The 21,789-nt window shown below is 68.0% G+C and carries 21 protein-coding genes; 12 read left to right on the top strand and 9 right to left on the bottom strand.

Annotated elements, in window-relative coordinates; genetic code table 11:
* The first annotated feature begins 2 nt into the window (after positions 1 to 2).
* Together EV650_RS10075 and EV650_RS10070 are read left to right on the top strand one after the other, a co-directional pair.
* Positions 3 to 497 (top strand): CinA family protein, encoded by a 495-nt coding sequence (locus EV650_RS10075; protein WP_238174122.1) that lies wholly within the window; start codon positions 3 to 5, stop codon positions 495 to 497.
* Between the two features lie 163 nt (positions 498 to 660).
* Entirely contained in the window at positions 661 to 954 is a 294-nt protein-coding gene (locus tag EV650_RS10070; RefSeq protein WP_134117578.1) for a helix-turn-helix domain-containing protein, read from the top strand.
* An 8-nt stretch (positions 955 to 962) separates the two neighbouring features.
* Here EV650_RS10070 and EV650_RS10065 read toward each other — a convergent pair whose 3' ends face one another.
* The 3 genes from EV650_RS10065 to EV650_RS10055 form a co-directional block, all read right to left on the bottom strand.
* Entirely contained in the window at positions 963 to 1,448 is a 486-nt protein-coding gene (locus EV650_RS10065) for a DUF4262 domain-containing protein (RefSeq protein WP_134117576.1), read from the bottom strand.
* 82 nt (positions 1,449 to 1,530) lie between these two features.
* A complete protein-coding gene (locus EV650_RS10060) occupies positions 1,531 to 2,316 on the bottom strand; it encodes an Fpg/Nei family DNA glycosylase (protein ID WP_134117574.1) in 786 nt (261 codons plus the stop codon).
* 18 nt (positions 2,317 to 2,334) lie between these two features.
* The gene (locus EV650_RS10055) at positions 2,335 to 6,972 is read right to left on the bottom strand and encodes an ATP-dependent helicase (protein WP_134119995.1); all 4,638 of its coding nucleotides are present in this window, start codon (positions 6,970 to 6,972) and stop codon (positions 2,335 to 2,337) included.
* A gap of 109 nt (positions 6,973 to 7,081) precedes the next feature.
* Here EV650_RS10055 and EV650_RS10050 point away from each other — a divergent pair, with 109 nt between their 5' ends.
* Together EV650_RS10050 and EV650_RS10045 are read left to right on the top strand one after the other, a co-directional pair.
* Positions 7,082 to 8,257, top strand: coding sequence for an LppM family (lipo)protein (locus tag EV650_RS10050; protein WP_134117572.1), 1,176 nt, complete (start codon positions 7,082 to 7,084; stop codon positions 8,255 to 8,257).
* On the top strand, positions 8,254 to 8,448 hold the full coding sequence (locus EV650_RS10045) for a DUF3046 domain-containing protein (RefSeq protein WP_134117570.1): 195 nt from the start codon (positions 8,254 to 8,256) through the stop codon (positions 8,446 to 8,448). Before EV650_RS10050 ends, EV650_RS10045 begins: the two co-directional genes overlap by 4 nt.
* Before the next feature lie 27 nt (positions 8,449 to 8,475).
* On the opposite strand, the gene EV650_RS10040 is transcribed toward EV650_RS10045, so the two are convergent.
* Together EV650_RS10040 and EV650_RS10035 are read right to left on the bottom strand one after the other, a co-directional pair.
* Entirely contained in the window at positions 8,476 to 9,036 is a 561-nt protein-coding gene (locus tag EV650_RS10040; protein ID WP_134117568.1) for a GrpB family protein, read from the bottom strand.
* Between the two features lie 42 nt (positions 9,037 to 9,078).
* Positions 9,079 to 9,870, bottom strand: coding sequence for a hypothetical protein (locus EV650_RS10035; RefSeq protein ID WP_134117566.1), 792 nt, complete (start codon positions 9,868 to 9,870; stop codon positions 9,079 to 9,081).
* 250 nt (positions 9,871 to 10,120) lie between these two features.
* Between EV650_RS10035 and recA the strand changes: the two genes are divergently transcribed.
* The 8 genes from recA to rny all read left to right on the top strand — a co-directional run bounded on the left by recA (position 10,121) and on the right by rny (position 18,807).
* Positions 10,121 to 11,194, top strand: coding sequence for a recombinase RecA (recA, locus tag EV650_RS10030; RefSeq protein WP_134117564.1), 1,074 nt, complete (start codon positions 10,121 to 10,123; stop codon positions 11,192 to 11,194).
* A gap of 492 nt (positions 11,195 to 11,686) precedes the next feature.
* Positions 11,687 to 11,956: a hypothetical protein gene (locus tag EV650_RS10025; RefSeq protein WP_134117562.1), complete on the top strand. Its 270-nt coding sequence runs from the start codon at positions 11,687 to 11,689 to the stop codon at positions 11,954 to 11,956.
* A gap of 865 nt (positions 11,957 to 12,821) precedes the next feature.
* The gene (locus tag EV650_RS10015) at positions 12,822 to 13,316 is read left to right on the top strand and encodes a regulatory protein RecX (protein WP_238174121.1); all 495 of its coding nucleotides are present in this window, start codon (positions 12,822 to 12,824) and stop codon (positions 13,314 to 13,316) included.
* A gap of 30 nt (positions 13,317 to 13,346) precedes the next feature.
* The gene (locus tag EV650_RS10010; protein ID WP_166678074.1) at positions 13,347 to 13,748 is read left to right on the top strand and encodes a GNAT family N-acetyltransferase; all 402 of its coding nucleotides are present in this window, start codon (positions 13,347 to 13,349) and stop codon (positions 13,746 to 13,748) included.
* 151 nt (positions 13,749 to 13,899) lie between these two features.
* Positions 13,900 to 15,327 carry an alkaline phosphatase family protein gene (locus EV650_RS10005; protein ID WP_134117558.1) on the top strand — a complete coding sequence of 476 codons (1,428 nt, stop codon included), beginning with the start codon at positions 13,900 to 13,902 and terminating at the stop codon, positions 15,325 to 15,327.
* A 76-nt stretch (positions 15,328 to 15,403) separates the two neighbouring features.
* The gene (locus tag EV650_RS10000) at positions 15,404 to 15,802 is read left to right on the top strand and encodes an MmcQ/YjbR family DNA-binding protein (RefSeq protein WP_134117556.1); all 399 of its coding nucleotides are present in this window, start codon (positions 15,404 to 15,406) and stop codon (positions 15,800 to 15,802) included.
* Positions 15,803 to 15,981: 179 nt separating this feature from the next.
* The gene (locus EV650_RS09995) at positions 15,982 to 16,422 is read left to right on the top strand and encodes an antitoxin (RefSeq protein WP_134117554.1); all 441 of its coding nucleotides are present in this window, start codon (positions 15,982 to 15,984) and stop codon (positions 16,420 to 16,422) included.
* Positions 16,423 to 17,100: 678 nt separating this feature from the next.
* Positions 17,101 to 18,807, top strand: coding sequence for a ribonuclease Y (gene rny / locus EV650_RS09990; protein WP_134117552.1), 1,707 nt, complete (start codon positions 17,101 to 17,103; stop codon positions 18,805 to 18,807).
* On the opposite strand, the gene EV650_RS09985 is transcribed toward rny, so the two are convergent.
* From EV650_RS09985 to EV650_RS09970, 4 genes are read right to left on the bottom strand one after another with little or no spacing between them, the layout of a single operon-like run.
* Entirely contained in the window at positions 18,808 to 19,239 is a 432-nt protein-coding gene (locus EV650_RS09985) for a group II truncated hemoglobin (RefSeq protein WP_166678073.1), read from the bottom strand. It abuts the gene before it with no gap.
* A gap of 38 nt (positions 19,240 to 19,277) precedes the next feature.
* On the bottom strand, positions 19,278 to 20,441 hold the full coding sequence (locus EV650_RS09980) for an acyl-CoA dehydrogenase family protein (protein ID WP_134117550.1): 1,164 nt from the start codon (positions 20,439 to 20,441) through the stop codon (positions 19,278 to 19,280).
* A 22-nt stretch (positions 20,442 to 20,463) separates the two neighbouring features.
* A complete protein-coding gene (locus EV650_RS09975) occupies positions 20,464 to 21,039 on the bottom strand; it encodes a DUF1707 SHOCT-like domain-containing protein (protein ID WP_134117548.1) in 576 nt (191 codons plus the stop codon).
* A 19-nt stretch (positions 21,040 to 21,058) separates the two neighbouring features.
* Positions 21,059 to 21,748: a type 1 glutamine amidotransferase gene (locus EV650_RS09970; RefSeq protein ID WP_134117546.1), complete on the bottom strand. Its 690-nt coding sequence runs from the start codon at positions 21,746 to 21,748 to the stop codon at positions 21,059 to 21,061.
* Between the last annotated feature and the right edge of the window lie 41 nt (positions 21,749 to 21,789).

Genomic DNA, 21,789 nt, shown 5'->3' with positions numbered 1-21,789 from the left:
GGGTGACCGGAGACGGCCTCGAGGATGCAGTTTTGCGATTGGTCGGGCTGTTGCAGGAGCGTGGCGTGACGCTCGCCACTGCTGAGTCGTTGACAGGTGGGATGGTTGGGGCGGTTCTGACGGATGTGCCGGGGGTGTCGGCGGTGTATCGGGGTGGCGTGGTCGTGTACGCGACCGATCTGAAGGCCAAGCTCGCGGGCGTGCCGGAGGACCTGCTGGCTGCTGTGGGGCCGGTCCACCCGGACACGGCCGCAGCCCTGGCCAGCGGCGTACGAGAGCGTCTGGAGGCCGACTACGGGCTCGCGACGACTGGTGTGGCCGGTCCGGACCCGCAGGCGGGCATCCAAGCCGGCACGGTGTACGTCGCCGCGGCCGGACCAGGCTCGGTGCAGGTGCGGAAGCTGCAGCTGACCGGCGACCGGGCGGCCGTCCGCCGGGGGAGCGTACAGGCCGTCCTGGAACTCGGAGCCGCCGTTGTGGCGGAAGAACTCGACTGAACAGGGTGTTGAGACCAGCATGGTGACAGGTAAGGCAGACTGGCACGGCGCACCGAAGGTGGACATTGCGAGGGGTAGTGACCCGGCAACAGGTACCGTTGGTTCCTACGGTCGCGCTACCGTGCGAGTAGACGTGACCGGACAGGCGGAAGGGAGAAACCTCATGGTGCTGGTTCGTGGCCTGCTGGGCGACGTGCTGCGGCGTAAGCGGCTGCGCCAGGGGCGCACTCTCCGCGAGGTATCCGCCGACGCCCGCGTGAGTCTCGGCTACCTGTCGGAGGTCGAGCGCGGCCAGAAGGAAGCCTCCAGCGAGCTGCTGGCGGCGATCTGCACGGCGCTCGATGTGCCGCTGTCGACGGTCTTCGCCGAGGTGAGCGAGGATCTGGCCCGCGAAGAGGCTCTGGTGCTGGCGCACCCGACCATCGAGCCTGCCGAGGTCGTGGCCTCCGCGGCCTGAGCCGCGCATCATCGAACGCCCCCGCCTGGCGTGGGGCTGCTGTCGGACGGCTGGATCAGGGCGATGCGAGTCGGCCAGATGAGCTGCAGAGCCGGCAGCGGTGGCTGGCCAGGCTGCCGGAACATCTGGTTCGCCGTGAACAAGTGGTGCGCCGAGTCAGGAAACCGCAGGAGCGCGGCCGCATCCGGAGGCGGAAAGAAGGCGGACAGGTCGTCGCCCTCGTCGAACACCGCCCCGCCCATCACCGCCCAGGCGAGCGGTTTGAGCCCCAGGTAGGCCGAGTCTGGCTCGGGGTCGAAGACGATGATCTCCGGGTGTCGGTACAGACTGAGCCCCAGCGTGTACCCGAAGGCCGGGTTGCGGACGCCGTCGCTCTCGACGTACTGCATCGTCCAGCCGTAGGTCAGGATGTTCCGCTCGATCTGCCACGAGTACTGGTCGTCGGTCAGGCCGCCGCATCGGTCGCACATCAGCTTCTCCTCTCGATCGAACATTTGTTCGATGCGTCAGAGAAGATATCCGCGTTGTCGTCGGCCGGCGCCGTTGTCCACAGGCCAGTTCTGTCTGGTTCGCGGATCAGTGCTCGGGTTGGCAGACAGGGCACCAGTAGGTGACCCGTTCGCGGGTCGCTTCGCCGAGCGACGCCGTCAGGATCGTCGTACCACAGCGTTGGCACGGCTTGCCGGCGCGTTCGAACACCCAGGAGCGTTGGCCCGGCCGGTCGATGCCGGTGCTGACCTGGGTGCCGTTGCGGACATTGGCCTTCATCAGCTTCCGGCTGAGGTCGACTGCGGCCGGGACGTCGACGGCCGAGATCGGGCGCCACGGATGCAGGCCGAGCAGGAAGCAGACCTCGATGCGATAGAAGTTCCCGATTCCCGCGAGATTCCTCTGGTCGAGCAGTGCCTCGCTGACCGTGCGCTCCGGATCGGACTCCAGGTTGGCGATCGCGACGGCCCGGTCGAACGACGGCGAGAGCAGATCGGGTCCGAGGTGCCCGACCACGCTGTCCTCGTCGCCGGTCGCGACCAGATCGAGCACCGGGAGGCGATAACCGACCGCTGTCCAGGGCGCTGTTTCGAGGACCACGCGGATCTGGTGATCGGGCCCGCCGTGCCACCGCTCACCTGGCCGGTACAGATGCCAGCTGCCATCCATCCGGAAATGGCTGTGCAGCGTCAGTCCGCCGGAGATCCGCATCAGGATGTGCTTGCCGCGCGCAACGACTTCGAGCATCGTCCGCCCGCTCAAGTCGGTCGTCGCCAATGAAGGCACGCGGAAGTCCGTACGAACGAGCTCCTGCCCGGCCAACGCCTGGTTCAGCCGCTTGCAAGCTCGCCAGACGGTATCTCCTTCAGGCATGGTCGCTCGCTCCGGCTATCAAGCCCGCAGACGCAGGCCGCGCGGCGTCGCATGGAAGCCAGCCTTCGCCAAGGCATCGCCGAACGTTGTGTGCCGGACCTGCTCACCATCAGCAGTCTCCACACTCAGCTTGCCGAGCTGACCGTCCCGGATCGACAACGCCAGCGCATCGACCGCCGGCTGGAGCAGATCTGGATCCTCAGTGAAGCTCAGCACAGTCCGCCCGCCGCGCTCGACGTACACAATCAGTTGCCCGTCGACCATCACGACCAACGCGCCTGCCTTCCGACCCGGGCGGTGACCGCCTGCGCTTTCTCGCTCGGGCCACTGCAACGCGGCACCGTACGGATTCGCCGGGTCGGAAGCCGCAAGTACGACGGCACGCGCGGTCAGCTCCTCGTCCTTCCGGCCACCGCCGCGCGAACGCGCACCGCCCGGCCCGAATCGTCCCGCAGGACCGAATGGGCTGTCCGATCCCGGCGTCGTCGTCGGCAACTCGGCGAGCGCCCGCAATCGGTCCACGGCCCCAGGCAGGGCGAACTGAGCGGCCCCGAGCCCGGCCACGAAGTAGCCGCGTCGGCATCGCCCGGACTCCTCGAACGCGCTCAGCACCTTGTAAACGGCGGCGAACCCGCCAGGCGTTCGCTCGGTCATCACCGAGCCGCGCGTCACGATCCCGTAGCGATCGAGCAGCGTCTCGGCCGCGGCATGCGCCCGCCGGGTCGTGTCCGAACTACGGGCCGGAAGCAACGACCATCGCCCACCGGCCGTCGGCGGACCGCTACGTGAGGGCATCGTCGGTCGGCTCGGACGTCCGGGCCGTGCGCGCGGCGTCGCACGGCGCGTCCGATGACTGCCTCGGCCGCCACCGACGAGCGATCGGACCGGTGTCAGGGTGTCATTGGTCAGATACCCGGCCCAGACGAGATCCCAGAGGACGCCGACCAAGGCGTTGTCCTCCACCACGCCGGACGCGGATCCGATCGCATCGCTCAACTGCCGGAAGAAGAACGCGCCACCACCCGACAACGCGTCCAGCACAGCCTGATGCGTTTCGCCCAACTCCACAGCCGGATCCGGATCGGGCAGCGTCAGATCGCAGTTGTCCGCGAGATGCAACGACACCCACCCGTCAGTCCCCGGCAACGAACCCGAACCCGCCCACACCACTTCACCGGTCGCCGTCAGCTCATCCAACATCGACGGCTGATACCCGGGCACCCGCGCCGGCAGCACGATCGACTCCAATGCCGACGCCGGCACCGCACACCCGGCGAGCTGCTCGACTGCTCCGAGAAGTACGTCGTACCCACGGCCGCGGCTGCTCGTGATCCCTTGCCACGCAGGCAGGAACCGGGCCAGCGCGGACGGATCGACGGGCTCGACCTCCTTCCGCAGCGCGGCGAGCGAACGCCGGCGCAGCAGTCGGAGGACCTCGCTGTCACACCACTCGAGCGCTATCCCGCCCGGCAGGAACTCGCCCTCGACAACTCGACCGGCCGCGCCCAAGCGCCGCAGCGCATCGGTGACAACGGCCACCCCGATCCCGAGCTGTGTCGCAAGATCGATCGCCCGGAACGGTCCGTGCGTCCGCGCATATCGAGACACCAGATCGCCAAGCGGATCGGCGACCGGCTCGGCGTGCGCCTCCGCGACCCCAGGCGGCAGCGGCACACCGAGCGCATCCCGCAGTCGGGCAACGTCCTCGACAACCGCCCACCGATGCTCACCGGCGATCCGCACTCGCACGACTCGGCGAGCGGCCGCCAACGAGGTCAACCAAGACTCAGCATCCGAACCGTCGACACACCGCTGCGATGCCTCCGGCAACGACAGCGGACCGACCATCCGCAGTACGTCGAACAGACCTTCGGCATCACGCGCTCGACGATCCTCGGCCAGTCGTTGCAGCTCGGCCTCAGTCCGCAGTACGACCTCGGCATCGAGCAGCTCTCGCAGCTCGGTCCGCCCGAGCAACTCGGCCAGCAAGCTCTGATCCAGCGCCAATGCGGCTGCACGCTTCTCCGCGAGCGGGCTGTCGCCCTCGTACATGAAGGCGCCCACATAGCCGAACAGCAGCGACTTCGCGAACGGCGACGCCTCGGAAGTCTCGACCTCGACGACCGAGATCCGACGCTCGCTGATCCCGGTCAGGAGATCCTTCAACGCCGGCAGGTCGTAGACGTCCTGCAAGACCTCGCGCAACGTCTCGAGCACGATCGGGAATGAGCCGTACTTGCTGGCCACACTCAGCAACTGCGCCGACCGCTGCCGCTGCTGCCACAGTGGAGAACGTCGGCCCGGATTGCGCCGCGGCAACAACAACGCCCGCGCCGCGCACTCCCGGAACCGGGCCGCGAACAGAGCCGACCCACCGACCTCGGTGGTGACCAGATCCTCGATGTCGGCCGGATCGAACAGCACCAGCTCCGCACCCGGCGGCGCCTCGTCCGTCTCCGGCAGCCGCAGCACGATCCCGTCGTCACCCGAGACCGACTGCGCATCCATCCCGTACCGATCGCGCAGGCGGGCTGCGATCGCGAGTGCCCATGGGCCGTGCACCTGACCGCCGTACGGCGAGTGCACGCAGACCCGCCAGTCGCCGAGCTCGTCCCGGAACCGCTCGACCACGATGGTCACGTCGTCCGGCACCCGGCTGGTCGCGTCCCGCTGCTCGGCGAGATACGACACGAGATTGTTGGCGGCGTACTCATCCAGGCCCGCGGTCCGCGCGCGCTCGATCGCCTTGGCAGCGGGCATCGACGCCATCTTGCGGACGAACGCGCCGGTCGCCGCGCCGAGCTCCGCAGGCCGCCCGACCGCATCGCCCTTCCAGAACGGCAACCTGCCCGGCTGACCCGGAGCGGGGGAGACGAGCACCCGATCGTGGGTGATGTCCTCGATCCGCCAGCTGGACGCGCCGAGCGTGAAGACGTCGCCGACTCGCGACTCGTACACCATCTCCTCGTCGAGCTCGCCAACGCGATGGTTCGTCGATTCGCCGACCAGGAACACCCCGAACAGCCCGCGGTCCGGGATCGTCCCGCCGCTCGTCACGGCAAGACGCTGTGCCCCAGGACGGCCGGAGATCTCACCACTCACGCGGTCGAACACGATCCGCGGCCGCAGCTCGGCGAACTCGTCCGACGGATACCGACCGGACAGCATGTCGAGCACCCCGTCGTACGCCGATCTTGGCAACGTCGCGAACGGCGCACAGCGGCGTACCAGACTGAACAGCTCGTCGACGTCGACCGAGTCGAGGGCGACGATCGACACGATCTGCTGAGCGAGCACGTCGAGCGGGTTGGCCGGGATGTGCAGGCTCTCGATCAGCCCGTCGCGCATCCGCTGCACGACCACAGCCGTATCAATCAGGTCGCCGCGGAACTTCGGGAACAGCACCCCACGCGACACCGCTCCGACCTGGTGACCCGCACGACCCACGCGCTGCAGCCCGCTGGCGACCGACGGCGGCGCCTCGACCTGGATGACCAGATCGACGGCACCCATGTCGATGCCGAGCTCGAGGCTGCTCGTCGCCACCACACAGGGCAGGCGGCCGGACTTCAGATCCTCCTCGATCAGCGCTCGCTGCTCCTTGCTGACCGAGCCGTGGTGGGCTCGCGCGATCAACGGCGGCGCTGCCAGCGATCCGCCCGACTGCGCCATCACTGCGGCGGGCGATCCCAGCTCCGGCAGCTCCAGCTCGGCCCGCTCGGCAGCGATCTCGTTCAGCCGGGCGGTCAGCCGCTCGGCCAGCCGCCGAGAGTTGGAAAAGACGATCGTCGACTTGTGCTGAGAAATGAGATCGAAGACGTGCTCCTCGACATGCGGCCAGATCGAGGCGTGCTGCTGCGGACCCGCTGCGGATCCAGAGCTCTCCACCTCGGTCGCGGCCAGCTCGGCCATGTCCTCGATCGGAACGACGACGCTCAGATCCCACTGCTTGGTGAACTTGGGTTGCACCACCGTCACCGGCCGCTCGCCACCGAGGAAGCGAGCGACTTCCTCGACGGGACGCACGGTCGCGGACAGACCGATCCGCTGCGCCGGCTTCGGCAGCAGGGTGTCCAGCCGCTCGAGCGTCAGCGCCAGATGGGCACCTCGCTTGGTCCCGGCGACCGCGTGCACCTCGTCGATGATGACTGTCTCGACCCCGCGCAGCGACTCCCTGCCCTGCGAGGTGAGCAGTAGAAACAGTGACTCCGGCGTGGTGATGAGTACGTCGGAAGGCCGCGAGGCGAACCTCCGTCGCTCACTGGCCGGCGTATCGCCCGACCGCACCGCGACCTCGACATCGATCGGCGCCTCGCCGAGTCGGCGCGCGGTCTCCCGGATGCCGATCAGGGGTGCGCGGAGGTTGCGCTCGACATCGACTGCGAGCGCCTTCAGCGGTGACACGTACAGCACTCGGCAGCGCAGCTTCGGATCGTCGGGCGGGGGAGTTGTGGCCAGTCGGTCGAGTGCCCAGAGGAAGGCCGCCAGCGTCTTGCCTGACCCGGTCGGGGCGACCACCAGCGCGTCCCGGCCCGCGGTGATGGCGTCCCACGCCTCGAGCTGGGCCGGGGTGGCCGCCTCGAAAACGTCGCCGAACCACGCCCGGGTCGCGGGCGAGAACCGGCTCAACGCGCTGGTCTTCTTCACGCCGACCATCTTGCCCGGTCCCGCCGACAGTTTTTTCGCGACCGCCGGTGGCTCAGCGTGAGGACGCGCGTTCCGTCCGATGTCCAGGTTGTCCCCATCGTCTGGAATGATCGGCGCCATGATCAACCGCGTACGTGCAGCGCTCGTCGTTGTGGCCTGCCTGGTCGCTCTGTCCGGGTGCGTGAGGCTCGACGCCGACCTGAAGGTCGGGTCGAACGAGACGGTCTCCGGCACCATGAAGATCGGGGTCGACAAGCAGCTGCTGCAGTCCAGCGGCGAGTCCCTCGACAAGGTCCGCCAGCAGATCGAGAGCGGCATCAAGCAGACGACGACGCAAGGCGTCACCTGCAAGTCGTACGAGGACGACAAGTACGTCGGGTCGAACTGCACCTTCGAGAGCGTGCCGTTCGACAAGATGGGCAGCTCGAGCGGCGACGGCGTCGGCTTCCGCAAGGACGGCGACAAGGTCATGGTCACGGTCAAGGCCGGCGACCTGGGTACCGTTCCGTCCGGTAGCACGCCCGAGGTGAACTTCAAGATCACCATGCCGGGCAAGATCCTCGAGCACGACGACGGCGCGAAGATCAGCGGCCGTACGGCGACGTACGACAGCCTCGACAAGCTCGGCAAGGTCTCGCTGACCTCTGAGGCCGGCGGTGGGTTCCCGACCTGGGCGCTGATCCTGATCATCGTTCTGGTGCTGCTGGCGATCGCGGCGGTCGTGTTCTTCATCCTGCGCAGCCGGAGGGCCAAGGGACAGCCGCAGGGCTATGGGCAGCCGTTCCCGGGGCAGTACCCGGGTCAGCCCGGTCAGTACGGCGGCCCTGGGCAGTACCCGGGTCAGCCGGGGTACGGCCAGCAGTACGGTCAGCCTGGTCCCGGTGGGCAGTACCCGGGACAGCCAGGTCAGTACGGCGGTCAGCCTGGGCAGTACCCAGGTCAGCCGGGGCAACCTGGTCAGTACCCAGGGCCGCAGGGTCAGCCAGGTCAGGGACAGCCGGGTCAGCCGCCGTACGGCGGTCAACCGGGTCAGCCTGGGCCGGGTGGTCAGCCTGGTCAGCCGCAGTACCCTGGGCAGCCTCAGCAGGGGCAGGGTCAATGGGGTCCGCAGCCGAGTCAGCAACAGCCGCCGCAGCAGGGTCCTGGTGGTTGGGGGCCGCAGCCTGGTCAGGGTCAGCCTGGTCAGCCGCAGCACGGGCAGCAGCCGCCGCAGCAAGGTGGTCCGTCGGCGCCCCAGCAGGGTCAGCAGGGCGGTTGGGGACCGCCGCCGAGGGACGATGACGGGCAGGCATGAGACTGACGGAGTTCTGGGCACGGATGGATCACCATCTCGGTCCCGCGTACGCACGGACCTGGGCCGAAACCCAGGTGGTCCAGGAGCTCGGCGGCCGCACGGTCGACCAGGCCCTGGCCGAGGGCGAGGCCGCGAAGGCCGTCTGGCGTGCCGTGTGGAAGCACCTCAACCTGCCCGCCAGCGAACGCTGATGCCCTAGGCAACAAACGTCCAGCCTTCTAGACGGTCCACCCGGTGCGGGCTGCCCATTCCTCGGCCGGTAGATAGATGAGGTCGCAGACCGGGTCTTTCAGGTCGCTGTAGTCGCCGATCTCGAGCCGGAGCGCGGCGGCGTGCTGCTTGAAGGTGGCGTACGCGCGTGCTGTCTCCGGGTGGCTGCGCAAGTAGTCGCGGAACAGGAGCGCGTAGCGCTGGTTGGCGCGACCGGCTACCCGTACGTGGAGGTTGACCCGCCGCCGGTACATCGGCTCGACCAGCATCCGTTTCACCCACTCGATGTCATCGGTGGGCAGACCGGGCACCGGGTGGTCGCGCCGCGGCGGGCGGAGCTCCCAGTCCGCGGCGACCATCCGTTCCGCCACGTCGTCCAGCTCGGGTTCCGAGCCGACCGTCACCTGGATGTCCAGGATGTCCTTCGCCGGCAAGCGGGGTACCGAGGTAGAACCGATGTGGTCGATCCGCTGGGCCAACTCGCCGAGCAGTCCGTCGATCACGTGTGCGGTGTTGTCGTACTGCGCCGGCCAGCTGTCGTCCGGTCGCGCGATGACGATCCCAGTCATGGGGGCGATCATTCCAGTACTGCGGTGTCGGATCCCAGCCAGTTAGACAGGTTTGACCCGGAACGCGCTGTTGGTGAGCAGGTCCGCCGCTTCGTACGCCGCCTTGCGGATGCCCTTGCGCTCGTCGAAGAACCCGCCGACCACGCCGATGCCCGGTAACTTCCCGACGAACCGGGCACCGAGGCTGCCGCGCGGACGCTCCTCGAAGACCTCACCGAGCCCGCCGAACAGCTTGCTGATCCGCCACAGCAGCCGGACGCCGTGACGCAGCCCGGTCTCCTCGGACTCGTCGCCGAAGCCGAGCTGCTTCGCCGCATCCCGGCCGGCCACGGTCGGGTCGTCGTACTTGAGTACGTCGTCCGGAGTGATCGGACGGTCGGTCAGGACCCGTGCGATGACCGCCGTACGGTCGGCATGCGCCTCAACGCCGTACTCGCGGCAGATCGCGCCGATCACCATCGCCTGCACGGCCGCGCCGAGAGTGTCCTTGATCGGGAGCCGGTCAGCGGCCGCACCGCTGATCCGGGGGAGCGCCGCGACGACGGCCGCGAATCCGCCCAGCCGGTCCACCCACCAGTCGCAACGCTCGGCGAGCGGCAGTTTCGGCCACTCGGCGTGCCCGGGCACCTTCATCCTCAGCAGCCGGTCGATCGCGAGGATCAGAGCCTTCTCGGCCAGGTTGGGCTTCTCCTGGACGGAGTACTCCGTCATGATGCTGCGGACCCCGAACGGGTCTGGAGTACGGAGCGCGTCGAGGACCGAGTCGATGCCGAACTCGACCCGGCTGAGGGCGAGAACGACGGCTGCATCGGGTACGTCGGGACGGTCGGTCACGACCGCCAGGGTAGGGAATCGGTGGTCCGAAGTGGTCGCCGGGGCAGCTTCGGCGTGTCAGTTGCGATTCGAACACGTGTTCGGGATACTTTGGTGCCCGGAAGGTGCCGGCAGGCGGTCGAGTTGTCCACAGATCCGAAGTGGCAGCGAAAACTGTCCGACGTGATGGATACCTTCTCTGGCGACACGAAATTCCTTCGGGCGGCTGGGACAGCGGCCCCGATTAGCAGATGGGTCAGGTGGCAGTCACATGGCGGGTGCAGCGAGTGCGGAGCGCGCGGTGGCCGATCGCGAGAAGGCGCTTGCGACCGCGCTGACGCAGATCGAGCGGCAGTGCGGCAAGGGTTCGGTGATGCGGCTGGGGGAGCAGAACAGGCCGCCGATCGAGGTCATCCCGACCGGGTCGATCGCGCTCGACATCGCGCTCGGCATCGGTGGTCTGCCGCGCGGTCGCGTGGTGGAGATCTACGGCCCGGAATCCTCCGGTAAGACAACGGTTGCCCTGCACGCGGTCGCGAACGCGCAGCGGGCCGGCGGGATCGCGGCGTTCATCGACGCCGAGCACGCGCTCGACCCGGAGTACGCGAAGAAGCTCGGCGTCGACACCGACGCGCTGCTGGTCTCGCAGCCCGATTCCGGTGAGCAGGCGCTGGAGATCGCCGACATGCTGGTCCGCTCCGGCGCGATCGACATCGTCGTGATCGACTCGGTGGCCGCGCTGGTGCCGCGGGCCGAGATCGAGGGCGAGATGGGCGACAGCCACGTCGGTCTGCAGGCCCGGCTGATGAGCCAGGCGCTGCGGAAGATGACCGGTGCGGTCAGCGGGACCAACACGACCGCGATCTTCATCAACCAGCTGCGCGAGAAGATCGGCGTCATGTTCGGCTCCCCGGAGACGACGACCGGTGGTAAGGCGCTGAAGTTCTACGCGTCGGTGCGGCTGGACGTGCGCCGGATCGAGTCGCTCAAGGACGGCACCGACGTGGTCGGCAACCGGACCCGCGTCAAGGTCGTGAAGAACAAGGTGGCCCCGCCGTTCAAGCAGGCCGAGTTCGACATCATCTACGGCCAGGGCATCAGCCGCGAGGGCAGCCTGCTCGACCTCGGTGTGGAGCAGGGCTTCGTCCGCAAGGCCGGTGCCTGGTTCACCTACGAGAGCGACCAGCTCGGCCAAGGCCGGGAGAACGCGCGGAACTTCCTGCGCGACAACCCCGATCTGGCCAACGAGCTGGAGAAGAAGATCCAGGAGAAGATGGGCATCGGCGCGATGCTCGACAAGCCGGCCGACGAGGCCGCCAAGGCCGAGGTTGATGTCGACTTCTGATCGGCCCTCCGCGGGCGGCAGCGTCCCCCGGCAGCCCACCGCTGCCGACGACGCTGCCCCCGCGGCGCTGTCTCTACCGCACGAAGAACGCCTGGCCCTGGCCCGCAAACTCCTAGCCGAGGGAACAGCCGCAGCGACGCCCCCCGGTGCAGCCGCTCCAGGACCGGCCGCTGACCGATCGCGTGCCCGCGGACTGAGTGCTCGTGAGTCGGATGCTCGCGGATCAGGTGCTGGTGAGTCGGGTGCTGGTGAGTCTGCGTTGCCTGAGCCGGGTGCGACTAGCGGTTCTGGCGCAACGAGCGGTTCGGGTGCAGCTAGCGGATCGGGCGTGGGCTCGGGGCGTGGGCGTCGTGCTCGGGGACGTGCTTCGGGCGCGAGCAGCTCTGACTCCGTGGGTGGTGCCGATGACTTCCTGAGCGAGGACGAGTCGGAGTGGAGTACTGCTCGTCGGCGCCCAGGTTCCATCAGACGAATCTCCGGCACCATCGACCCGTGGGACGAACCGGCCACCTCAGCCGACCAACCGGACGCCTCAGCTACCGCAGCTCGGCAGTCTGGCGAATCCGCCGGACGGGACTCGTCCTCACGCAAGGCACGCAAACAACCGCCAGCCAGTCGGCCGTCAGCGGATCGGCAACCGTCGGACCGGCAGCCTTCGGACCGGCAGCCTTCGGACCGGCAGCCTTCGGATCGGCAGGCGGCGGATCGGCCGACGTCGCGTCGCGCCAACTCGCGGCGTACTTCATCCACGAATCCGGTTGATCCTTGGGGCGATGAAGGCGAGCAGTCCGCCAACAGATTCAAGGCGCAGGCCGCGGACCGCCAGGCCGAGGCGCGCGCATTCGCGGACGACGCAACACCTCCACCCACAGCCCGCGCCAACCACAGCCGAGCGACTGAGCATGGCCAGTCGGCGAACACATCCGCACGCCCGGCCGCCCCTGAGCCGCCGGCTACTGCGGTTGCACGCAACGTCCCCACCGCCCCCGAGTCCTTCGACCTATGGGCCGATGAACCGTCCGTCTCCACAGACGACGTACACCCACCTCACACCAACAAGCCCGCCGAGCCATCCGCCAGGACAATCGCAGACCGGACCGCCGAGACAATCGCCGAGCCAGCTGCCGGGACGATCGCTGAGCCAACTACAGAGACAGTCGCTGAGCCATCGGCCGAGCCGACTGCAGCGCCATCCGCCGGGACAACCGCCGAGACAGGCGCTGTGGCATCTGGCGAGAAGCCTGGTGTGCCCGCAGCCGCTCAGGTGGTCCCCGAAGACCTGAGCACGCCGGAGAGCGAACTCGCCGAACCCGATCCCGTGACGCTTGCGGATGAGAGTGTGCCGGCGGGCCGAGGGGTGGCCGCGGATGGCGTGAGACTTGCTGGACAAGGCGTCGCAGGGGACGAGGTTGTGGCAGCTGACGAGGTTGCGGCGGACGGCCGCGCGGGCCGTGGGCGGCAGTCTGGTGAGGGGCAGTCTGGTGAGGGCAAGCCTGGTGGGGCGCGGCGGGGTGGGGGGCGGCGGAGTTTGGGGCGGCGGGCTGTTGGTGGGGGGTTTGGGGGGCGGGGGAAGAGGCGTTCGGAGGGTGAGGTGGGGGATTCGGGGGTGGGGGAGGATCCGGCGGCGGTGGCTCGGACTGTTTTGTTGGACAAGTTGTCGGGGCAGCCGCGTACTCGGGCTGAGTTGGCGGATGTGCTGGCTGAGCGGGAGATTCCGGACGAGGTGGCCGACGAGGTGCTGGATCGGTTCACGGACGTCGGGTTGATCGACGATGCCGCGTTCGCGAATGCGTGGGTGGAGTCGCGGCATCGGGGCCGGGGGCTCGGGAAGCGAGCCTTGGCGCAAGAGCTTCGGCGGCGTGGTGTGGATGACGAGCTGGCGAAGGACGCGCTCGAGGAGCTGGAACCGGAGCAAGAGGAGGAGACGGCTCGGACGCTGGTACGGCGGAAGCTGCGTTCGATGCGGTCGCTGGATCGGCAGGTGGCCATGCGGCGACTGCTCGGGATGCTGGCGCGCAAGGGGTACTCCGGTGGCATGGCGATGAGCATCGTCAAGCAGGAGCTGGACGCTTCTCACGACGAGTTCCCCCTCCTCGACCCGTCCGGGTTAGAGCCTGAGTAGGGGGAGATGACCAACTGCGGGCAGCCAGCGGTGCGTGCGGCGACGGCAGCGGATCGAGCCGGGATCCAGCGGTTGTTGCGCGAACTGCACGGCGACAGGGCGGACTCAACAACCTTGCCCGAGGTGCGTCAGCAGGCGCGGACCTTTGTCGTCGGCGATGACGACGAGCTCCGCGGTCTCCTCGTAGCGACGTTCGTCGACTACGGACACGAGCCGTACGGCGTTGTGGAAGAGCTCGTGGTGGATCCAGCAATGCGTGGCTCGGGGACTGGTACGGCTTTGCTCGCGCAGTGTCGGGCTTGGCTTGGAGGCTTGGGGGCCGAGGTGGTCTTCGTGTCGGCCATCAGCGAAGAGTCTGCCGAGTTCTACCTCCAAGCGGGCTTTGCGCGGTGCTCGGGTCCGTGGCTTTGGGCAGCAAACCAGGCCGAGTAGCCAAACACTCGCAGGTACGAGTTGTTTACCTTCGCTAAAGGTTGCGCTTAGGGACTGGTCCGGCAGTGTTAGGCCGACTGCCAGGCGGTTGTCACCTTGTGGGCGGAAGGTTCTTGACGGAATCACCGCCTACTTCGAGAGGTTCCGCCCAATGTCTGACTTCACTCGGCGCCGGTTTCTTGGCGGCGCTGCGGCGACCGCGAGTCTTGGTGCCGCGGCCGCGTTGATGCCCGCGAGCGTCCAGAAGGCCCTCGCCTCCCCGCCGCCGCGCCCGGCGCGGCTCGGCGACATCAAGCATGTTGTGATGCTCATGCAGGAGAACCGCAGCTTCGACCACTACTTCGGCACGTTGTCGGGGGTGGCCGGGTTCGACGACCCGCACGCGATCAAGCTGTCCACCGGGCGCAACGTCTTCTACCAGCCCGACACGGAGAACCCGGACGGCTACCTGCTGCCGTTCCACCTCGACACCCACTCGACCAACTCGCAGGCGATCCCGTCCACCAGCCACGCGTACTCGGTCCAGCACCAGGCCTGGAACGGCGGCAAGATGGACGCCTGGCTGCCTGCGCACCGCGCCGCGGACAAGGCCAACGGGCCGTACGTGATGGGGTACTACACCCGCGACGACATCCCGTTCCAGTACGCACTCGCCGACGCGTTCACGATCTGCGACCAGTACCACTGCTCGGTCCAGGGCCCGACCTGGCCGAACCGGCTGTACTGGCAGACCGGCATGGTCGACCCGGGCGGCACGCTCGGCGGCCCGATCACGTCGAACTCGCTGCCGAACGGTGCGTACCGCTGGACGACGTACGCCGAACGCCTCGAGGCCGCTGGTGTGAGCTGGAACGTGTACCAGGACCAGGTCGGTCTGAGCAGCTACAACATGCTCCCGCACTTCAAGCAGTTCCAGGACGCCACGCCCGGTACGCCGCTGTACGACAAGGGCATGAAGGTGTCGCCGCTCGGTCAGTTCGAGTACGACGCTCTGCACGACAAGCTCCCGACCGTGTCGTGGCTGATGACGGCCGGCGGGGTTTCGGAGCACCCGAAGGAGATGCCGGCTGCCGGTGCCGACTTCGTCGCGTCGAAGATCGCCGCGATCGCCGCGAACCCGGACGTCTGGAAGAAGACGGTCTTCATCCTGAACTACGACGAGAACGACGGCCTGTTCGATCACGTCGTACCGCCGACGGCGCCGGCCAGTACGCCGGACGAGTATGCGCTGGACCTGCCAATCGGTGGCGGGTTCCGGGTGCCGTGCATCGTGGTCTCACCGTGGTCCGCCGGTGGCTGGGTGAGCAGCCAGAAGTTCGACCACACGTCGGTGCTGCAGTTCCTCGAGAAGCTGACCGGCGTGGCCGAGCCGAACATCAGCCAGTGGCGTCGCAAGACGTTCGGTGACCTGACCTCGGTCTTCCGTCACGATCACATCAGCAAGCCGCCGGCGCTTCCGGAGACGGGCGCTCAGCTGAACCTGGCGACGTACGAGGCCGCGCAGTTGCCGGCGCCGACGTTCCCGACCTCGACGCAGGTCGTTCCGCACCAGGAACGCGGCGGTCGCCACCGCCTCTGAGGTGTACGCCGACGGCCGGGCAATCCTCACGCGGATTGTCCGGCCGTCGCGCGTCGGCCGGAGTAGCGTCTGCGGCATGGCGAGCTTGGAGGATGTTGCGCGGCTGGTCGGCCAGTTGCCGGAGACCGAGGAGACGACCCGGCACGGCATGCGGACCTGGGCGGTCGGCGGCAAGGGGTACGCGTGGGAGCGGTCGTTCAGCAAGGCGGATCTGAAGCGGTACGGCGACGAGACGCCGCCGGACGGGCCGATTCTGGCGATCCGGGTCGAGGACCTCGCGGAGAAGGAAGCGGTGCTGGCCGCGCGGTCGGGGGACGGGTTCTTCACGATCCCGCACTTCAACGGGTACGCCGCGGTGCTGGTCGAGCTCGACAAGGTGCCGGAGCACGTGCTGAAGGAGGCACTGCTCGACGGCTGGCTGGTGTACGCCCCGGCGAAGGTGGCGAAGGCGCACCTGGACGGGCAGTCGAAGTAAAACGATCGTTGGAACCCGACACCTGGTAACGGAGAGTGAGGGGAATTGAGGCCGGGCTGCGGCGAGGGGCGTTGACGGGTGCGGTGCGACGGTGTCTTATCCGAGGTAGGGCTGGTATTTGGACCGGTCCGTAGGCTGTGATTTTCCGTCGATCCGCCTCAGACACCGCGGAGGGTGCAATGAACGATTTCCAGGAACAGGCGAAGAACTGGCTCCGGAATGTCGTCAAGCAGAACCCGGACAAGATCAAGGCCGGCGTCGAGAAGGCCGGCGATCTGATCGACAAGCAGACCGGCGGGAAGTACGCGGAGAAGGTCGACGCGGTCCAGCAGAAGGTCGGCACGTTCGTGGACAAGCAGACCTCCGAGGAAGCCGCGGGTCAGGCGCCCGCCGAGACGACGTCAGAATCCACCACCGCCGGGACGGCCGAGAGCAACCAGCCGAACGGAACAGCGGACGGCAGCGCCGGTACGACGACGAGCGCACAGCCGGACGAGCCCGCCGAAGCGCCGGAGGCGCAAGCTCCCGCCCCGGACAGCTCGCCCGGCCCGAGCGCAGACACGGCCGGAAGCTCGGGCACGGCCGGAACCGACAGCGCGCTGCCCGGCCAGCAGCCGTAGGCAAGTCGGCACAGCACCTAAGCCAGTACGGCATCTAAACCATCTAGGCCAGCACAGCACCTAACTACGCACACAGTCGGATGGGTGCGTAGTTAGGTGCATTGTGGAGTGGACCAGTGTTCGAAGTGGTCTCATCTGGGTGGGTGACGGGCGAGAGCGGTCGCAGTGCTTGCGGTGATCAGGATCGGTGCGGGTGAGTGTCCGTCTTGACCGGTTGGTGGGGCGCGCTTAGCCTCGGGATCAAGAAGGGACGAATCCACCGCAACGGTGGCGGATATAAGCATCGGCGGGGTCGGTGAAACTACCGTCCGGCCGGGGAAAAGACGCAACCACGCTCGACCGAGCTGAAGGAAGGACGACGGCGCCACGTAGCGCAGTCGAATAGACGGCACCGCACGCAAACCCGAGACGGCCATGCGAGCGGCGTCACCGTAGTCTCCGGGTTCTCGGCGACTAACGGTGAGCAAGCGAGGCAAAGCAACGCTGGACGGCCGCACCCCGCGGCTCCACCAGTCCGCGATTAAAGCGACACCGCTTCAGGTGGCGCCGGCATTGCCGTACCTCAGTAGCCACCGGAGTACGCCGTACCCCGGTGGAGCCTTCAGCGATACCAGTGGCGAGTCCCTTCGACCGACGGCCACAGTCCCCGCGCGGGACTCGACGGAGAGGGAGACGCCGATGACTGCGATGTCCGTTGGCCTGGCCCTGATCGGATTGCTGATCGCCGGGCTGCTGGCCTGGATCGGCCTCACCCTCTCGCGCCGGAAGGCAGTCGACACCTCGAACGCGCAACTCGAGGCAGCGCAGCTGAAGACCAAACAGCTCGAGACCGCCCAGCTGGAGGCCGCACAGGTCGCCGCCGGCGCGAAGTCCGCGGCCGACCTGGTACGACGGCAAGCCGAGGAGGAGGCCGCCGTACTGCGGACTCGCGCCGAGACCGCAGAGCAGCGCGCCGAGGAGATCCGCCGCGGCGCCGAGGACCGCGCATCCGAGGTACGCCGGGATGCCGAGCAGCGCGCATCCGACGTACGCCGGGAAGCCGAAGCGGAAGCGCAGTCGATCCGGGACGACCTGCGCGAGCAGCGCCTCGAGATGGAACGCCGCGACCACCGGCTGACCGAACGCGAGGAGCGGGCCGACGAGCAGCACCGCGTGATCGAGGAACGCCAGCTCGAACTCACCGCTCAGCTGGCCGAGCTGGACCAGCGCAAGCAGGAGATCAAGGACCTCGAGGACGAGCGCCGCCGGATCCTCGAAGGCGTCGCGAACCTGACCACCGAGCAGGCCAAGACCGAGCTGGTCGCGTCGATCGAGGACGAGGCCAAGCTGCACGCGCACACGATCGTCCGCGAGATCGAGCGGCAGGCGCTCGACGAGGGCGAGATCAAGGCCCGCAAGATCATCACCGGCGCGGTGCAGCGGCTGGCGTCGGAGCAGACCAGCGAGTCGGTCGTGTCCGTCGTCCATCTGCCCAGTGACGACATGAAGGGCCGGATCATCGGGCGTGAGGGCCGCAACATCCGGTCGTTCGAGCAGACCACCGGCGTGAACCTGATCATCGACGACACCCCCGAAGCGGTGCTTCTCTCTTGTTTTGATCCAGTCCGGCGGGAGACCGCGCGGCTGACTCTGGATTCGCTGGTGCTGGACGGACGGATCCATCCGAGCCGGATCGAGGAGATCTACGAGCGCAGCAAGGGTGAGGTCGCCGAGCTGTGTCAGCGGGCGGCCGAGGACGCGATGGCCGACGTCGGGATCACCCACCTGCATCCGGAGCTGGTCCGGACGATGGGTCTGCTTCGCTACCGGACGTCGTACGGGCAGAACGTGCTCAAGCACCTGATCGAGTCGGCGCACATCGCGGGGATGATGGCGGCCGAGCTCGGGCTGGATCCGAAGCTGTGCAAGCGCGGCGCGTTCCTGCACGACATCGGCAAGGCGCTGACACACGAGTCCGAGGGCAGTCACGCGATCGTCGGTGCCGAGCTGGCGCGCAAGTACGGCGAGAACGACGACGTCGTGCACTGCATCGAGGCGCACCACAACGAGGTCGAGGTCCGCACCGTCGAGGCCGTGCTGACGCAGGCCGCGGACGCGGTCAGCGGCGGTCGACCGGGCGCGCGGCGGGAGTCGTTGGAAGCGTACGTACAGCGGCTCGAACGGCTCGAGGAGATCGCGATGCACCACGACGGTGTCGAGAAGGTGTTCGCGATGCAGGCCGGCCGGGAGATCCGGGTGATGGTGCTGCCGGACGCGGTCGACGACATCGCGGCACAGGTGATGGCCCGCGACATCGCGAAGCAGGTCGAGGAGGAGCTCACTTACCCGGGCCAGATCCGCGTGACCGTAGTGCGCGAATCCCGCGCGACCGAAGTCGCGAAGTAGCTACCAGTTCCAGCGGGGCATCTCGCGGAGCGGGTGGAGTTCGTCGTCGGTCTCGGCGTTGGAGTTCTGCATCGCGACCTGTGAGCCGAACTCGGCATGCGAGTTCCACGCCGCCCGAAAACGTTCGTCCGTCGGCAGGCCGGCCTTGTCGGCGGCGGAGATCATCAGTTCGACGAACCGCTGCCGCTGTGGCTCCGCGATCCGCAGCCCACGGTGGGTCGCGACGATGTGGTCGAAGCCGCCGAGTTCGCCGGTGTAGCGGGCGGGACCGCCGAAGACCTCGGCCATGAACGCGGTCAGGTGATCCACGTGCTCCGGGCGCCCGCTGCCGAACAGCGGTTGCAGGATCGGGTCGGCCAGGACCGACGTGTAGAAGATGTCGACCGCGCGGCGCAGTGCGTCGTCGCCGCCCAGGTGATCGTAGATCGTCATGATTACATGATTACCCGCCACCGCCGCGAGGGGAAGCTTCAGCGGAAGGCGGACTCGCCGGTCAGGGCCTGGCCGATGACGAGTTGGTGGACCTCGGACGTGCCTTCGTAGGTCAGGACGGACTCGAGGTTGTTGGCGTGCCGCATGATCGGGTACTCGCCGCTGATGCCGTTCGCGCCGAGGATCGTGCGGCACTCGCGCGCGATCGCGATCGCCTCGCGCACGTTGTTGAGCTTGCCGACCGACACCTGCTCGGGCCGCAGCGAGCCCTTCTCCTTCAGCCGGCCGAGGTGCACGGCGAGCAGGATGCCCTTGTTCAGCTCGACCGCCATGTCGGCCAGCTTGGCCTGGGTCAGCTGGTACGCCGTCAGCGGCTTGTCGAACACGATCCGGTCACCGGCGTACGCGATCGCGGTCTCGAGGCAGTCGCGGGCCGAGCCCATCGCGCCGAAGATGATGCCGAACCGGGCCTCGTTCAGGCAGCCGAGCGGGCCGGACAGACCGCGTGCCTCCGGCAACATCGCGCTGGCGGGCAGCCGGACATCGGAGAACACAAGCTCCGAGGTGACCGAAGCCCGCAGTGACATCTTCTGCTTGATCTCCGGCGCCGAGAAGCCGGGCGTCGATGTCGGTACGACGAAGCCGCGGACGCCGTCGTCGGTCCGGGCCCAGACCACCGCGACGTCGGCGATCGAACCGTTGGTGATCCACATCTTCGAGCCGTTCAGCACCCAGTCATCGCCGTCGCGGCGGGCGTTCGTACGCATGCCGCCCGGGTTCGAACCGAAGTCGGGCTCGGTCAGTCCGAAGCAGCCGATCGCCTCACCCGCGGACATCCGGGGGAGCCACTCGTCCTTCTGCTCGTCGCTGCCGTACTTCCAGATCGCGTACATCGCCAGCGATCCCTGCACCGACACCAGCGACCGCATCCCGGAGTCCGCCGCCTCGATCTCCAGACACGCCAACCCGTAGGCGACCGAGCCCAGCCCCGCACACCCGTACCCGGTCAGGTGCATCCCCAGGAACCCAAGCGCTCCCAGCTCCTTCGCCAACTCCCTCGCCGGAATCGACGCCGTCTCGAACCACTCCGGCAACGAAGGCCGCAACCGCTCGTCCGCAAACCGCCGAGCAGCATCCCGTACGTCGACCTCCTCGTCAGTCAGCAGCGAGTCGACGTCCACGAGATCCAGCGAAACGGTCATACCCGAACGCTAACGGTAGAACTCATTTGCTGTACCAAGGCCACCACCAGTGCCGCTTGCGGGGGTGGCGGACGACGATGCTGCCGTGGCGGGCTTCGCCGGTGACGCGGAGGCGGACGCCGCCGGCTCGGGGTGCAACGGCCTTGTTCTTGGCGCTGCTGTGGACCATGTCGACCTGGTCGATGTCGACGCTCCAGCCCTCGGGGATCACCATCACGACGGAGCTGTGCTTGGCGTGCGCGTCGACGTGGACCTCGGCCCAGTGCACGAGCGCGTCGGTGAAGTCGAGCTTCACCGACGAGTGTTCCGCGATCGCGGTGAGCCGCTCGGGCACGGTCCACGCGCCCTCGCGCTTCTGCGCACTGTGCCGCGCCCGGAGCGTCAGCTCCTGCGTACTGCCGTGCGCGACCGGCACCAGGTCGGCGGTCACGTTGCGCAGCTCGAGCTGCGTCTTCGCCGTGTAGATCTGGGTCAGCCGCTCGTCGAGCTCCTGGAAGTCCAGCCGCCCGTCGGTGTGTGCTTCCTGGACCACGGCGGCGGCACGCTCGCGGTCGTTGTCGGATGCCCGGTGACCGGGTGGCGGCTGCTCCAGACTCATGTGACCAAAGGTAGCGCCGCTACAGGTTCGACAGGAATCGTCCGAACACCGCCGACCAGGTCTTCTCCAGTTCCTCCGCGTACCGGTCGGCCTCCGCGACCACGGTCTCCGGATCGAACCCCATCGACCGCAGTCGCTCCGGGTTCCACCGGCGTACCCGATCGGCCGTGACCTCCGGGTGGAACTGGACGCCCCAGCTCCGGTCGCCGACGCGGAGCATCTGGTTCGTGCACCGCTCGCTGGACATCAGCAGTACGGCGTCCTCCGGCAGCCGGGTGATCTGGTCCTGGTGACTCTCGACCGCCCGCACCGTCGACGGCAGTCCGGCCAGCAGTACGTCGTCTGCCGCAGCCGGCAGCACCGTCAGATCGGTCACTCCCTTCTCCGGCAGGCCGTACTTTCCCTGGACCTCCCCGCCGAAGGTGTGCGCCAGCAGCTGCCCGCCCAAACAGATCCCGAGCACAGGCACCCGGTCGTGCGCGTCGCGCAGCAACTCACGTTCGGCCGGCAGCCACGGCGATCGTTCGTCCTCGTCCGGCAGCATCCCGCCACCGAGCATGATCAGCGCCGCATGGTCGCCGATGCCGGTCGGCACAGGTTCGCCGTTCCAGGCGTGGACGACGACCGGTGAGATCCCGCGTTCGTCGAGCCAGTCGAGCAACCGGCCTGGACCGCTTCCGCGATCGTTCTCGATGATCAACACAGTCACGCGGCAAAGCTACGCGGCACACCGGACACCGCCGTACCGGA

The organism is Kribbella kalugense (assembly GCF_004365875.1).
Lineage (GTDB): Bacteria > Actinomycetota > Actinomycetes > Propionibacteriales > Kribbellaceae > Kribbella > Kribbella kalugense.
This window is presented reverse-complemented; position numbering and strand designations above follow the sequence as displayed.